We start from the raw sequence: 13,596 nt of genomic DNA on the forward strand, positions 1-13,596 counted from the left end.
ATAGGAGTGAGAATAAATGGTTGTTCGTGAAAACTTTGAGAATAAACTGCAGGAATTAAAAGATAAAATAATAGAAATGAACAGGCTCACCGTTTCTTCGTTTGAAAAGGCTTTTACTGCTTTCAAAACGCAAGATATTGAACTGGCATTAAAAGTAATCGAAGAAGATACGGCGATTGATAATTTGGAAGCGGAAATTAATCAATTTGTCGTGTGGCTAATGGTAAAAGAGCAGCCTGTTGCCAGAGATTTACGAGGAATTATTGGTGCTTTAAAAATCTCCTCAGATATTGAGCGAATTGCGGATTTTTCTGTGAATATTGCAAAATCTACGATAAAAATTGGAAATTCCAAATCTCTATTAAGCATGACAAATATTGAAGAAATGAAGGAAATATCGATTATCATGCTGCAAAAGGCAGTACAGGCATTTTTAGATGAAAACATGATGCTTGCAAAAGAGGTAGCCAGTTTGGATGATCAAGTGGATGAGTACTATGGCGAGACATATAAGCGGATCACTAGCTACTTAAGTGAGCATCCTGAGGAAACCAATCAATTAGTGCAATTATTATTTATTAATCGTTATCTTGAACGAACAGCTGATCATATCACGAATATTGCAGAGAGTGCAGCTTATTTGATTAAAGGGCGTATATATGATTTAAATTCTTAAAAATTGTGAAGAATGCTTGTGTTTAATTAAAGGAATGCCCCTGTTTAGGCATTCCTTTAATATTATCTATTAATTTCTAAGGCGGTATTATGATAGCTTTTTTTGAAGCTGTTCAGCCTTGAATAATGCTTCAATGTCTTGATTAATCTCCTCAGGCTTGTTTCCATCTCCAATGATATACCCCGCGAATTCAATTCCAACAAAGTCAAAAATGTATTTAAATTGCTGAATCATCGGGAGTCCTTTAATCGATGGATCGTCCCCTCCGACAGCGATGACATATGCCTTTTTTGCAGCCATTTTCTTTTTGAAATCAGGATAGTTAGAATCTCTTAATGTTTGAGACCATCGATCAATGAAGTTTTTCATGATTCCTGACATGCTATACCAATAAATAGGGGTAGAGAAGATTAAAATCTCGTGCGGGAGAATACGATCAATAATGGAATTATAGTCATCATTTCTGGTCTGAAAGCCATCTGGTGAATGACGCATGTCAATAATTGGTTCGATCTGATAATCTCTCAAGTAAATTCTTTCCGCGTTAATTCCTTGAATGGCGTAGTTTGTCAGCATTTCTGTATTGCCATTTTGCCGGGTTCCTCCATCAATAACTGCAATTGTCATTGTATATTTCTCCTTTTCTTTAAATGAAATTGTATACTAATTGTTCCTTGATTAGTTCTATCTTATAATGAATGTATAAATCGATAAAGATGATTAATTTGATTAATTAAATCGAAAAAAACGATTATAAAAGGCGGTTATTATGGAGATTAAGCAATTAATTACTTTTAATCATGCTGCGGAAAATTTGAATTTTACGCAGACAGCTAAACTTTTGAATTTTGCACAATCAAGTGTAACAGCTCAAATAAAAGCACTTGAAGATGAAATTGGCAAACCCTTATTTGAGCGTCTAGGAAAGCGATTAATATTAACAGAAGCCGGAAAAAAGTTTAAACAATATGCAGAAAAGATGATTCGGTTAAGCGAAGAAGCAATCATGGCAGCCAATGGGGAAGAAGTACCAACTGGTACCTTAACAATTGGTGCCCAGGAAAGCCAGTGTACTTATCGATTACCTCCAATACTCAAAGAATTTAAGGCTGCATTTCCAAAAGTTAAGCTTGTTTTTAAACCAGCACATTCGGATGAGATGGCGAGAAAACATCTTATGGAAGGCGTATTAGATATTGCTTTTATTATGGATAAGGTTAGACCAGAGGGATCTTTGAGAGTAGAGGAACTAATCAAAGAGGAGCTGAAGCTAGTCGTCGCACCCAACCATTCTAATTCGATCCTCTCACTAGATGATCTTAAGAATGAAACTTTGTTGCTAACAGAAATAGGATGTTCTTATCGAATGATGCTTGAAGACTCCCTTAAATATGCGGGAGTATATCCGCTTGATAAAATAGAATTTGTCAGTATAGAGGCAATCAAGCAATGTGTTATTGCGGGGCTAGGTGTGGCGCTATTGCCTGAGATGGCCGTAAAAAAAGATATTAAAGAGGGCAGAATGAAAGAATTATCATTGGCGATTTTCGACTCCTCGCTTTATACACAAATTGCTTGGCATAAAGATAAATTGATGACTCCTCCATTGGAAGCATTTATTCGTTTAACACGTGAGATTTACTTAACTGAATGGCTTGTGTAATATAAAGCAGTAAATTTTTGTGAATAGTACGGAAAATAGATAAATAGGGTGCTAGGTTTTAGAAAAGTCCTTAGGATGATGTGTTAAAATTTGTAAAAGGATGAGGAAAGGACAATGATAAATGGAGATTAGAAAACCTACTAAGCTGGAACTTGAAGAAATTATATCACTTTCGCCGCAAGCCTTATTTGATGGCACTTTGGGGGAAATAAAACCGTCAAATGAGAAGATTAAACAGCTTGTAGAGCCTCTTCTGGAGAAGGGCAGCTCTTATTTGATTGCAACAGAAAACAATACTTTAATGGGATGGATTCTCATAGGAACAAGCAAGGACCAATTTACAGATAAAAAGTATGGTTTTATTTATGAATTATATGTTTTAGAAGAGTTTAGAGGAAATGGAATTTCTACAAAGTTAATGAATAAGGGAATTGACCATTTAAAAAAAGAAGGACATTCAGAAGTACGGCTAAGTGCATTTGCAGGCAATCATGCTATTAAACTTTATGAAAAATTAGGATTTAGCATAAGAACAGTCACTATGAGTTTGCAGTTATAAGCAATCTCAAAATTAAATCATCCATCCATTTGAAATGAAAGGGGAATTTTAAATAAAGACAATATATTTGACGAAATTTATCGTTTATGCTATAATTTACAATTAATAATTTCGGTTATATAATAAGATTCTCCTGGCCAGGGGGAATCTTATTTTTTTTTGGGGGACGATTGTGTGGAAAAAAATGAATCCGTTACGTCTTTAGTTTCAGCATTTGGTCGATTATACCATAGCCAATTTGACACACCCAAGATTTTTGATGATTTTATAGCAAAAGAGCTGTTAACTGAAAATGAATTTTCCAATATTAAAAAGAATATGCTCCAAGGGATACAATTCTTCAATAAAGAGATTGCTGAAAGGTTTAAACATCATCCGGATGAAATATTAAAATGGATTACACAAGTACAGCTTTCACCAACACCATTGGCACGGGCTGCATATTGTGAGTCCGTATTATTAAATGAAATAGAGCTGGGAGTTAAACAATACGTGATATTGGGGGCTGGATTGGATACATTTTCTTTCCGCTATCCTGAATTAACTAGCAGTCTAAATATTTTTGAGGTTGATCATCCTATTACACAAAAGTCTAAGAAGAAAAGAATAGCTGATGCGCAACTAGAGATTCTGAATAACCTGCATTTTGTTCCTATGGACTTTACGAAGGAGTTCTCAAATGCAGCATTCGCAAAAGCTGGATTTAAGCAAGAAAAGACCTTTTTTAGCCTTTTGGGTGTCACGTACTATTTAACAAAATCAGAAATCAAGGTTATGATTAAAAATCTATTTGATCAAATGCCTTTGGGCAGTTCCATAGTATTTGACTATGCAGATGAGAATTTATTTCACGAATCAGGGTTATCCAATCGAGTAAAAAATACTGTAGCCATGGCAGCTGTTGGCGGGGAACCGATGAAATCCTGTTTCTCCTATGATGAAATGGAAAGCCTTTTAGAGGATGTAGGTCTGCTCATATATGAGCATCTAACTCCGCTTGAGATTGATGATCGTTATTTTCGCAACCGAGAAGATTATCTATCTGCCTTTGAAACGATTCATTATATACATGCTGTAAAGAAATAATTGATTGTTACATGAAATCCCAACTTTTTGATCAAAGTTGGGATTTTCTTATCATCTTATTTCTTTCCTATTGCAGCTGGCTAAAATGTTTTAATTTATCGCCAATTTCATCACGAACACGCTGAAAGAAAGCCCATTTTTCTTCATCTGTTCCTTCTGCCTTTGCCGGATCATCAAATCCCCAATGCTCTCTTTTTACATGCGGTGGTGTAACTGGGCATTTGTCTGCTGCGTCTCCACATAAAGTAACGACTAAGTCGGCATGATTTAGAATAGCAGGATCAATTATATCTGAGGTTTGCTTAGAAATATCAATGCCAGCTTCCTTCATCGCCTTGACTGCATTTTGGTTTAACCCATGCGCTTCAATTCCAGCACTGTATACATTCCACTCGCCGTTTAAATATTTCTTTGCCCACCCTTCTGCCATTTGGCTTCTGCAAGAGTTTCCTGTACATAAAAAGTAGATTGTTTTCTTCATGAATTTGCTCCTCCTTTTATGCTTAATGAATGATTAACAACCATATATATAACCCAGCTAAAGTAATAAACAGGGTTGGAATCGTTAACACAATCCCAGTTTTAAAATAAGTCCCCCAAGAAATTTTGACTCCTTTTTGTGAAAGGACGTGAAGCCATAATAAAGTTGCGAGAGAACCAATTGGTGTAATTTTAGGACCTAAATCTGACCCGATTACATTCGCATAAATAAGTGCTTCTCTAATTATCCCGGTTGTTTCGGTATCTGCAATGGCAAGTGCGTCAATCATTACTGTAGGCAAATTATTCATGATCGAAGAGAGAATCGCAGCAATAAATCCCATTCCTACTGTTGCAGCAAATAATCCTTGATCAGCTGTTGCTTGAATAAGATTGGCTAATACATCAGTAAGCCCTTCATTTCTTAATCCATAAACAACCACGTACATCCCAATGGAGAAAAATACAATGGCCCAAGGAGCACCCTTAATGACGGTACGTGTGTTCACAGCATGACTTCTTTTCGCCATGAAAAGGAAAAAGATTGCAACGATGCTAGCAATAATTGATACAGGCACACCCGTAAATTCACTTGCAAAATACCCAATAAGCAGGATCCCTAATACGCCCCATGATAATTTGAACATTTTTTTGTCCCGAATGGCTTGTGCGGGCTGCTTCAGTTGGGACATATCATAATTCTTCGGAATGCTTTTACGGAAAAATAGAAAAAGCACAAGAATGCTTGCAGCTAATGAAAAGAAGTTTGGAATAATCATTCTTGAAGCAAACTCAGCAAACCCAATTCCAAAAAAGTCAGCAGATACGATATTCACTAAATTACTTACGATTAAGGGAAGTGATGTAGTATCTGCAATGAACCCACTTGCAATAATGAATGGGAATACCATTTTCTCATTAAACTTTAGATTACGAACCATGGCTAATACAATAGGAGTCAGAATGAGCGCTGCACCATCATTCGCGAAGAATGCAGCTACTAATGCACCAAGTAAGGACACATAGACAAACATAAGTATCCCGTTTCCTCTTGCTGCTCTTGCCATATGAAGTGCTGCCCATTCGAAAAATCCAATTTCATCAAGGATTAAGGAAATAATGATAATGGCAATGAATGTTAATGTTGCGTTCCATACGATTGAAGTTACATCGATCACATCATGAAAGTCTACAACTCCAACTAAAAGTGCTAAGAAAGCACCTCCACAGGCAGACCAGCCGATGCCTAAACCTTTTGGCTGCCAAATGACTAAAGTCAATGTAGCTAAAAAGATGATAATGGCTAAAATAATTGAAATCATTCAGTTAATCCTCCATGGTTAGTCACAGGAAATACGTTTCCCTTGTGATTCTAATTCTTCTAATTTTGATAGTTGATTTGGCAAATCGCTGATTACATTACGGACAAAGGCATGGGAAGGGTGTGAAGGATTTAAAGAGTAAAAAACCCATTGGCCTTTTCTTGATTCCTTTACTAGACCGCTGTCTTTTAATTTTCTTAAATGCTGGCTAACAGCGGGTTGGGTCATTTGGAAAAGGGCTACAAATTCACATACACAGCACTCGTGATCAGCGAGAATTTTTATCATGGTTAAACGAGTTTTGTCTCCTAAAAGCTTGAGGATATTGGCTGCTGTTTCAATATCTAACTCATGTTTCATTTGCATGAGAACCTCCTAATCAATCATAATATTATTGGAGTGGTTATGATAATCTTATATTACCATATAAGCATATTCTTATGTAGGTGTTTTTTTAATATAACTCAATCCTACATAAAGGGGAGTAAGAGATGAATGCTTTTGTACTATTATTAATAGCCATTGTAAGCGAAGTATTTGGCAGTTCCATGCTTAAAGTCTCAAATGGATTTAAGAGAATTTTCCCTTCTATAGGAATCGTAATCGGATACGGGATTGCCTTCTATGCTTTATCTATATCGTTAAAAACTTTATCACTTGGAGTGGCCTATGCGATTTGGGCAGGATTAGGAACGGCGCTTACAGCGGTAGTAGGATTTACAATCTACAAAGAAAAGTTTAGCAGCAAAAAGCTAATAGGGTTAATTTTAATCATCGGTGGAGTCATTCTATTGAATGTCGGGGGAGCTCATTAAATGTGGAGGGATGCAAAAATGAAGGGATTTGCTTACTTATCTATTTCTATAATAGGAGAAATATTTGCAACTTCCATGCTTAAAATGTCAGAAGGGTTTACCGTTTTATTCCCTTCAGTTGGAGTTATTATAGGTTATGCACTTTCGTTTTATTGTTTATCATTGTGCCTTAAGACGATTCCATTAAGTCTGGCCTATGCGATATGGTCAGGTGTTGGAACAGCCTTAACCGCTCTAATTGGTGTATTAGTGTGGGGTGAACTATTTAACATGCTTAAACTATCAGGTATTATCCTGATTATTGGCGGAGTGGTTCTTTTGAATCTATCAGATAAACCAGAAACGGCAAAAGAACTATCAAACTGATAGTTCCTTTTTTATTAAGTTTTTACGGTGTGAATGGGCAGGGAATGGAAGGAAATAATGATTTTCATCGGCTTGAAAGTATGCTATCTTTCTTTTTGGTGATAAAAATGATGATTAAAGACCTTTTTACGAATTTGGCTATTCTCGTATCAGTTTTGTTTTTCTATTCTCAAGTATCAAATAAGTATCCTCTTCATGCTAAATCTACGCTTAAAATAAAGATTTTAATAGGTGTATTAGGCGGCGTTTTAAGTAATATTCTTATGCAATACAGTATCCCCGTCGATAAGACAATGGTGGATCTCAGGCATATTCCGACTATTCTATTAGCCTACTATGGTGGAGCAATACCTGCGTTGATTTCTATGATTATGACGCTTATAGGAAGGTTTCTAATTTCAGCGAGTTTATCTTCTTATCTTGCGATACTTATTAGTGTGTCAGGGACTTTGTTTGCAATATTTTTTTCAAAACAAAATTATTCTAAAAAAGTAAAGGTCCTTGCGATAGTAACCTTTAACAATGTAGTGTTTTCTATTGTATTTAGTTATCTTGTCAGTAGCCTCATCATAGTTTTAAAGGTTTTGCCAATCTATTGGGTCGTATCTTATTTATCAGCCTATTTATCATTTTTTGTAATAGGCTATATAAGGAAGAGTCAAAAGCTATTTAATAAATACCAAACAGAATCTACAACTGATGGATTAACAGGATTAAACAATGTGAGAAAATTTGAAGAAGTGTTTGCCCGCTTAATCAAAGATTTACAAACAAATGGACAGAAACTAGCGCTTCTTTTTATTGATATTGACTTTTTTAAAAAGGTAAATGATACGTACGGGCATTCAGAGGGCGATGCAGTTCTGAAAGAACTGGGAGTAAGACTTCAGCGCAGCACTAGAGCCTTTGATATTGTAAGCCGTAATGGCGGAGAAGAATTTACCGTTCTTCTTTTAGATTGCCCGTTAAATCGTGCAAATGAATTAGCGGAACGAATTAGGAAAAATGTTGAGGAGACGCCTTTTACCCTGAATTCAGGGGAAGAAATTGATCTTACTATTTCTGTTGGTGTAGCATGCTATCAAGAAACGACTAACTACCCAATTATGCTAATAGAGGATGCAGATAAAGCTTTATATCAAGCTAAGCAATCTGGAAGGAATAAAGTTTGTATTTACGGGCAATAAGCATTCACTTGATAAGAAGAACCTTTACAAAAAGCTGTCAGCTTAGCAGCAGGCAGTATTGTATGAAATTATTCCAAAATAGTTAAAATATGATGCTTGCGATAATTATATGAATCTGCTTGACATTTTTAAATTTTTGCAATAGAGTTGTTTTCAATAATAAAATATGATCAGTTATTAGCAATGAAAAGGACATGAACTTTTTTTTAATTTCTTTCCAGAGAACAGGGTCATTGGCTGTAAGCCCTGAAGAAAAGAGAATAGTTTACCGCCTTGGAGCAATTATGGGGAACTGGTTTGAAACCAAATTAACTATAATCGGTAAATCCGTTATCTTTTTGAGCGTAAAGCACATTTCATTATGTGCCTTATGGAATTAGGGTGGCACCACGACCGCACTCGTCCCTTTTATAGGGATGGGTGCGTTTTTTTTAAAACAAATATTTATCGCGTTGAAAAGGACATGAATTATTTTTAACTTTCTTATCAGAGAACAGGGTCATTGGCTGGAAGCCCTGAAGAAAAGGGAATAGTTTACCGCCTTGGAGCAATTATGGGGAACTGGTTTGAAACCAAATTAACTATAATCGGTAAATCCGTTATCTTTTTGAGCATAAAGCACATTTCATATGTGCCCTTATGGAATTAGGGTGGCACCACGACCGCACTCGTCCCTTTTGTTGGGACGGGTGCGTTTTTTTATTTATAAAAATTATAAAAATTAGGGGGACCTTAAAATGTCTAATCAAATCGAAGCAGAAAAAAGAAATCATCGAATGTTAGGTCAAGAGTTAGAGCTTTTTACTTCAATGGAAGAGTCACCAGGGATGCCCTTTTTTCTGCCAAAAGGAATGATCATTCGTAATGAGCTTGAAAATCTTTGGCGGGAGAAGCATCAAAAGGCAGGCTATCAGGAAATTAAAACACCAATTATGATGAAACAGGAAATTTGGGAGCAATCAGGCCATTGGCATCACTACAAGGATAATATGTACTTCTCCCATGTGGATGATCATAGTTATGCAATTAAACCAATGAGCTGTCCAGGGGCGATTTTAATTTTTAACAACAAACGCAGAAGTTATCGCGAATTGCCAATCCGCTTTGCTGAACTTGGATTAGTCCATCGGCATGAACTGTCAGGGTCAATTAATGGACTGTTACGGGTCCGTTCCTTTACTCAAGACGATGCTCATTTATTTGTCCGGGTTGACCAAATTGAATCTGAAATAGATAAGGTATTATCCTTAATTGATGAATTTTATGCTCATTTTGGTTTTGAGTATAAGGTAGAGCTTTCTACTCGGCCTGAAGAATATATGGGTTCAAAAGAAATTTGGGATGAAGCTGAATTTGCATTGGAGTCTGTTCTGAAAAGCAAAGGGCTGCCATACCAAATCAATCCTGGAGATGGAGCTTTTTATGGTCCTAAAATTGACTTTCATATTTTGGATTCACTCGGACGAAGCTGGCAGTGCGGAACAGTTCAGCTTGATTTTCAAATGCCGGAAAAGTTTGGCTGCTCATATGTAGGTGAAGATGGGAAACTTCATTGCCCTGTTATGATTCATCGGGCGATTTATGGCTCGGTTGAGCGTTTTATGGCGATATTAATTGAACATTTTGCGGGTGATTTTCCACTATGGCTGGCACCTGTTCAGGCAAAAATAATCGCTATTTCAGATTCCCATATTGATTATGCGTCTGAGGTTAAATCTCAATTAGAATCTGCAGGAATACGAGTGGAACTCGATTCAAGGTCTGAGAAGATGGGACTTAAGATTAGAGAAGCGGAAAAGCAAAAAATCCCTTATATGCTGATCATAGGTGATCAAGAGGCGGAGAATCAATCTGTAGCAATAAGAAAGCGTAAGGAAGGAAATCTTGGCATCATGAGTGTTCGAGATGTAATTGAGCATTTCGGCGAGAAAATAAAGGGAAAGTAGGGACGTGGGGACAGGAATCTTGTCCCTCTTTCCCTTAGTAGATTATAAGACATCTGAATAGGGGTATAAGTATGGAGGAATAATGCTAGTAGTGATGCTTTTATAGGAGTGAAGTCATGCCGGAACTTCCTGAAATGGAGACATATAAATCGCTGCTGCAACCATTGATTGGCGGTCAATCAATTACAGGTGTCACGATTAACCGAGAAAAATCAATTAATGTACCAGTTGAGCAATTTACTTCTCTTGTTATTAATCAGAAGATAAAAAGCATTGAAAGAAGAGCAAAATATTTAGTTTTCCAGCTGCAAAATGACTCGAATTTACTTTTGCATTTAATGCTTGGGGGCCGAATATTTTTGGGAAACGAAGAAGACCGTCCAGATCGTACAGTACAGGTACAATTATCATTTGGAAATCATCAACTTTACTTTATCGGTCTCCGTTTAGGGTATTTACATCTTTTATCACATGAAATGGTACAGCAGGAATTTCAACATATTGGTCCTGAACCGCTTGATCAAAACTTTTCTTTCTATGCTTTTCAAACTATTTTGAAAGACAAGAGAGGCGGATTGAAAACAACACTGCTGAATCAAGAGGTCATTGCAGGTATCGGGAATCGCTATTCGGATGAAATTCTTTGGCAGGCACAGCTTCTGCCAGAAAGAAAGATAAATGAACTAGATTCTGGTGATCTTGGGCGCCTATACGAATCAATGCAGTATATTCTTCAGAAGGGAATTCAGCAGGGCGGTTATATGGAGGAGCCTCTTTTTAAGGGAGATCAAAAAACTGGCGGCTATGAAATGATTGTCCACAGCCGCGAAGGGGAAAATTGCAGACGGTGTCATTCACTGATAGTAATGAATGAGATTTCCTCGCGCAAAACGTATTTCTGTCAAAACTGCCAGCATTAAGAAAAAAAGATAGAAATTATCACAAACAGCACTGTAGCTAGTTTGATATGACTACAGTGCTTTTTCTTTTAAGACTACTTTCAATTCATATTTTTAGTAATGATAGCAAAAGCTTATGTATATTGCCAAAAATAAAGAAGGTATTTTACACATGATTCGAACTTTTGCAGTTACTGCTGATTTGAAACTCATAAATGATATTCCAATGGATTGTTTATCTGATTCAACTATTAAATGGTTTTGGATCGATTTTGATTCACCTACTGAAGAGGAAGCAAAGCTTCTTAAAACATATTTTAAATTTCATCCACTTGCGATAGAAGACTGCTTGCACTTTTTGCAGCGGCCTAAACTAGACCATTACGAGGGCTATGATTTCTTTGTTTTGCATACATTAAACCAATCTTCATTAATGCCTGAAGAAGTGGATGTATTTGTAGGACATAATTTCATTGTAACTTTCCATCTTACAGAATCAGTTGAAATTGAATTTATTCAAGAAAGATTATTGAAAGATAAGGCTATCTTAAGTAAAGGTGCTAAGTATATTTACTATTTGATCATGGATAAAATTGTAGATGAATTTTTCCCAAGTGTTTATCAAATGGAAGATGAATTAAATGAAATCGAAGCAAAAGATGCAAATCAAAATTTAATTGAGGAAGTTTATGAAATCAGAAGAAAATTGCTTAGATTACGCAGAACGATTTTACCAATGAGAGAACTGCTTTACAGGATATTAAATTCCGAGAACTTAATCATTCCAAAAGAAGAGCGGATATATTTTATGGATATATATGACCATTTGCTGAAGCTTTCTGAAATGATTGAGTCCAACCGAGAAATGACAGCAGATATTCGGGACAGCTATCTTTCCATTAATTCTGATCGAATGAATACGATTATGAAGACGCTTACTGTAATGACATCTGTTTTTGTTCCTTTAACCTTTATCGCAAGCATTTATGGAATGAACTTTGAATATATGCCAGAACTCTCCTGGCATTTTGGATACTTCGGTGTATTAACAGTTATGTTTGTAGTGGGATCTGTTATGTTAATTGCATTATGGATTAAAGGCTGGTTTAAATAAATAGTGGGACAGGGGGACAGGAACCTTGTCCCATTTTTGTTTTTTGAATCAAATAAGTATGTTGTTCATAGCTATTTGAAAAAGGATTTAATGGAATAAGTGGAGAATAGAGTTTTTGGTAGTAATAGTTTCAAAGAATAATACATGCGGGAGGAATAGGGAAATGGATGATAATAGAGCCAAGAAAATGTATGATTACCATGTTTGGGCTAACCAGAAAGTATTCCAGCATTTGAAGCAATTGCCTGAGAGGATATATAAAGAGCAGATAAAGAGTGTGTTTTCATCGATTTCAGATGTAATGATTCACCTGTATGCAACAGATGTTACGTGGCTGGAGACGATGAAGGGAAACAGTTATCAGAATACAGTTACAGAGGTTAACCGCCGAAAGCAAGAGGCATCGGAAGTATCGATCGATGAACTTGAAGGGCTTTATCAAGCGCTTTCAGAAGAATATGGTCGTTTTTTTGCAGAGCAGCAGGATGGAGAGGAAATCATTATTACGGAGCATCCTCGATTTGGACGTGCGGAATTCGTACTTGCTGATCTTATTCACCATGTAGTCAATCATGGAACCTATCACCGTGGTAACATATCAGCCATGCTGCATCAGCAAGGCGAACAAGGAATTCCAACGGACTATATATACTATCTTTTTAAATAATGGACAAGGGGACAGGAAACTCGTCCCACTAATTGATTAGTGTATAAAAGATTAAACGATTTGGACATTGGGACAGGGAACCTGTCCCAATGTCCCGCAATTGAATGGATGTGGGGCTGTATGCAAAAGCGGATTTTGCTTGTAGAGGACGATAGGGAAATAAGCAAGCTGATTAAGGATCATCTGGAACAGGAAAGTTTTACGGTATGTTCTGCATTTGATGGAGAGGAAGCTTTAGCTCTTTTTACTAAAGAGGAATTTGATGCCATTTTGCTTGATTTAATGCTCCCTAAATTAAGTGGGATGGATGTTTTGAAACGAATTAGAGAAAAAAGCTTGCTCCCGGTATTGATTATCTCAGCTAAAGGGAGTGATATAGACAAAGCGCTTGGTCTCGGCTTTGGAGCAGATGATTATATAAGCAAGCCTGTATCAATGATCGAATTGACTGCTAGGGTACAGGCAGCTATTCGCAGGGCTACACAATATACACCTATTATGAATCAATCTGCATCAAATACGATTTGTTTTAAGGAATTATCCCTCGATTTGCATTCTTTTTCTGCACAAATTAAGGGGAAGACGGTGCAGCTTACATCAAAGGAATTTCATATTTTAAAACTGTTTCTGACAAATCAGAGCAGGGTGTTTACGAAAGAACAAATATACCATTTTATTTGGGAAGACGATTATTATGGAAATGAAAATGTGATAAATGTACATATAAGAAGGCTACGGGAAAAAATTGAAGAGAATCCGTCTAACCCACAGTACATTCGAACAATATGGGGAATCGGATATAAATTAGGTGAATAA

General features: G+C 36.4%; 16 protein-coding genes and 2 other annotated features. Of the genes, 12 read left to right on the forward strand and 4 right to left on the reverse strand.

Features of this window, described 5'->3' with window-relative positions; translation table 11 throughout:
* Positions 1-16: 16 nt before the first annotated feature.
* Entirely contained in the window at positions 17-676 is a 660-nt protein-coding gene (phoU, locus tag C1726_RS06755; protein ID WP_102272492.1) for a phosphate signaling complex protein PhoU, read from the forward strand.
* A gap of 87 nt (positions 677-763) precedes the next feature.
* Here the strand turns inward: phoU and C1726_RS06760 are convergent, their stop codons facing one another.
* Positions 764-1,303: a flavodoxin family protein gene (locus C1726_RS06760; protein WP_102272493.1), complete on the reverse strand. Its 540-nt coding sequence runs from the start codon at positions 1,301-1,303 to the stop codon at positions 764-766.
* Between the two features lie 142 nt (positions 1,304-1,445).
* Here C1726_RS06760 and C1726_RS06765 point away from each other — a divergent pair, with 142 nt between their 5' ends.
* The 3 genes from C1726_RS06765 (at position 1,446) to C1726_RS06775 (ending at position 3,984) form a co-directional block, all read left to right on the forward strand.
* Positions 1,446-2,339 (forward strand): LysR family transcriptional regulator, encoded by an 894-nt coding sequence (locus C1726_RS06765; protein WP_102272494.1) that lies wholly within the window; start codon positions 1,446-1,448, stop codon positions 2,337-2,339.
* Positions 2,340-2,460: 121 nt separating this feature from the next.
* Positions 2,461-2,898, forward strand: coding sequence for a GNAT family N-acetyltransferase (locus tag C1726_RS06770; RefSeq protein WP_102272495.1), 438 nt, complete (start codon positions 2,461-2,463; stop codon positions 2,896-2,898).
* 174 nt (positions 2,899-3,072) lie between these two features.
* Positions 3,073-3,984 (forward strand): class I SAM-dependent methyltransferase, encoded by a 912-nt coding sequence (locus C1726_RS06775; RefSeq protein ID WP_102272496.1) that lies wholly within the window; start codon positions 3,073-3,075, stop codon positions 3,982-3,984.
* A gap of 67 nt (positions 3,985-4,051) precedes the next feature.
* Here C1726_RS06775 and arsC read toward each other — a convergent pair whose 3' ends face one another.
* The 3 genes from arsC to C1726_RS06790 are packed head-to-tail and all read right to left on the reverse strand — an operon-like array spanning position 4,052 to position 6,146.
* A complete protein-coding gene (gene arsC, locus C1726_RS06780; protein ID WP_102272497.1) occupies positions 4,052-4,465 on the reverse strand; it encodes an arsenate reductase (thioredoxin) in 414 nt (137 codons plus the stop codon).
* A gap of 22 nt (positions 4,466-4,487) precedes the next feature.
* Positions 4,488-5,786: an arsenic transporter gene (locus C1726_RS06785; protein ID WP_102272498.1), complete on the reverse strand. Its 1,299-nt coding sequence runs from the start codon at positions 5,784-5,786 to the stop codon at positions 4,488-4,490.
* Positions 5,787-5,804: 18 nt separating this feature from the next.
* The gene (locus C1726_RS06790; RefSeq protein WP_407642013.1) at positions 5,805-6,146 is read right to left on the reverse strand and encodes an ArsR/SmtB family transcription factor; all 342 of its coding nucleotides are present in this window, start codon (positions 6,144-6,146) and stop codon (positions 5,805-5,807) included.
* Positions 6,147-6,277: 131 nt separating this feature from the next.
* Here C1726_RS06790 and C1726_RS06795 point away from each other — a divergent pair, with 131 nt between their 5' ends.
* The 8 genes from C1726_RS06795 to C1726_RS06830 all read left to right on the forward strand — a co-directional run bounded on the left by C1726_RS06795 (position 6,278) and on the right by C1726_RS06830 (position 13,596).
* Positions 6,278-6,601, forward strand: coding sequence for a DMT family transporter (locus tag C1726_RS06795; RefSeq protein WP_102272500.1), 324 nt, complete (start codon positions 6,278-6,280; stop codon positions 6,599-6,601).
* 18 nt (positions 6,602-6,619) lie between these two features.
* Positions 6,620-6,967 carry a DMT family transporter gene (locus C1726_RS06800; protein ID WP_102273226.1) on the forward strand — a complete coding sequence of 116 codons (348 nt, stop codon included), beginning with the start codon at positions 6,620-6,622 and terminating at the stop codon, positions 6,965-6,967.
* A gap of 44 nt (positions 6,968-7,011) precedes the next feature.
* The gene (locus C1726_RS06805) at positions 7,012-8,154 is read left to right on the forward strand and encodes a diguanylate cyclase (RefSeq protein ID WP_235822723.1); all 1,143 of its coding nucleotides are present in this window, start codon (positions 7,012-7,014) and stop codon (positions 8,152-8,154) included.
* A 174-nt stretch (positions 8,155-8,328) separates the two neighbouring features.
* Positions 8,329-8,564 (forward strand) — a binding site (T-box leader).
* 33 nt (positions 8,565-8,597) lie between these two features.
* Positions 8,598-8,833: a binding site (T-box leader), on the forward strand.
* Positions 8,834-8,891: 58 nt separating this feature from the next.
* Complete coding sequence (thrS, locus tag C1726_RS06810) at positions 8,892-10,100, forward strand: threonine--tRNA ligase (protein ID WP_102272501.1); 1,209 nt, start codon at positions 8,892-8,894, stop codon at positions 10,098-10,100.
* A 116-nt stretch (positions 10,101-10,216) separates the two neighbouring features.
* Positions 10,217-11,020: a DNA-formamidopyrimidine glycosylase gene (mutM, locus tag C1726_RS06815; protein WP_102272502.1), complete on the forward strand. Its 804-nt coding sequence runs from the start codon at positions 10,217-10,219 to the stop codon at positions 11,018-11,020.
* Between the two features lie 151 nt (positions 11,021-11,171).
* Positions 11,172-12,113 carry a magnesium/cobalt transporter CorA gene (corA, locus tag C1726_RS06820; protein ID WP_102272503.1) on the forward strand — a complete coding sequence of 314 codons (942 nt, stop codon included), beginning with the start codon at positions 11,172-11,174 and terminating at the stop codon, positions 12,111-12,113.
* A gap of 163 nt (positions 12,114-12,276) precedes the next feature.
* Complete coding sequence (locus C1726_RS06825; protein ID WP_102272504.1) at positions 12,277-12,780, forward strand: DinB family protein; 504 nt, start codon at positions 12,277-12,279, stop codon at positions 12,778-12,780.
* A gap of 120 nt (positions 12,781-12,900) precedes the next feature.
* Entirely contained in the window at positions 12,901-13,596 is a 696-nt protein-coding gene (locus C1726_RS06830; protein ID WP_102272505.1) for a response regulator transcription factor, read from the forward strand.

The sequence above is a fragment of the Cytobacillus massiliigabonensis genome (assembly GCF_900199725.1).
Classification (GTDB): Bacteria; Bacillota; Bacilli; order Bacillales; family Cytobacillaceae; genus Cytobacillus; species Cytobacillus massiliigabonensis.

Coding starts and splice junctions, on each gene's coding strand:
- phoU (WP_102272492.1), top strand. CDS start 17: ATGGTTGTTCGTGAAAACTTTGAGAATAAACTGCAGGAATTAAAAGAT.
- C1726_RS06760 (WP_102272493.1), bottom strand. CDS start 1,303: ATGACAATTGCAGTTATTGATGGAGGAACCCGGCAAAATGGCAATACA.
- C1726_RS06765 (WP_102272494.1), top strand. CDS start 1,446: ATGGAGATTAAGCAATTAATTACTTTTAATCATGCTGCGGAAAATTTG.
- C1726_RS06770 (WP_102272495.1), top strand. CDS start 2,461: ATGGAGATTAGAAAACCTACTAAGCTGGAACTTGAAGAAATTATATCA.
- arsC (WP_102272497.1), bottom strand. CDS start 4,465: ATGAAGAAAACAATCTACTTTTTATGTACAGGAAACTCTTGCAGAAGC.
- C1726_RS06785 (WP_102272498.1), bottom strand. CDS start 5,786: ATGATTTCAATTATTTTAGCCATTATCATCTTTTTAGCTACATTGACT.
- C1726_RS06790 (WP_407642013.1), bottom strand. CDS start 6,146: ATGAAACATGAGTTAGATATTGAAACAGCAGCCAATATCCTCAAGCTT.
- C1726_RS06795 (WP_102272500.1), top strand. CDS start 6,278: ATGAATGCTTTTGTACTATTATTAATAGCCATTGTAAGCGAAGTATTT.
- C1726_RS06800 (WP_102273226.1), top strand. CDS start 6,620: ATGAAGGGATTTGCTTACTTATCTATTTCTATAATAGGAGAAATATTT.
- C1726_RS06805 (WP_235822723.1), top strand. CDS start 7,012: ATGGAAGGAAATAATGATTTTCATCGGCTTGAAAGTATGCTATCTTTC.
- thrS (WP_102272501.1), top strand. CDS start 8,892: ATGTCTAATCAAATCGAAGCAGAAAAAAGAAATCATCGAATGTTAGGT.
- mutM (WP_102272502.1), top strand. CDS start 10,217: ATGCCGGAACTTCCTGAAATGGAGACATATAAATCGCTGCTGCAACCA.
- corA (WP_102272503.1), top strand. CDS start 11,172: ATGATTCGAACTTTTGCAGTTACTGCTGATTTGAAACTCATAAATGAT.
- C1726_RS06825 (WP_102272504.1), top strand. CDS start 12,277: ATGGATGATAATAGAGCCAAGAAAATGTATGATTACCATGTTTGGGCT.
- C1726_RS06830 (WP_102272505.1), top strand. CDS start 12,901: ATGCAAAAGCGGATTTTGCTTGTAGAGGACGATAGGGAAATAAGCAAG.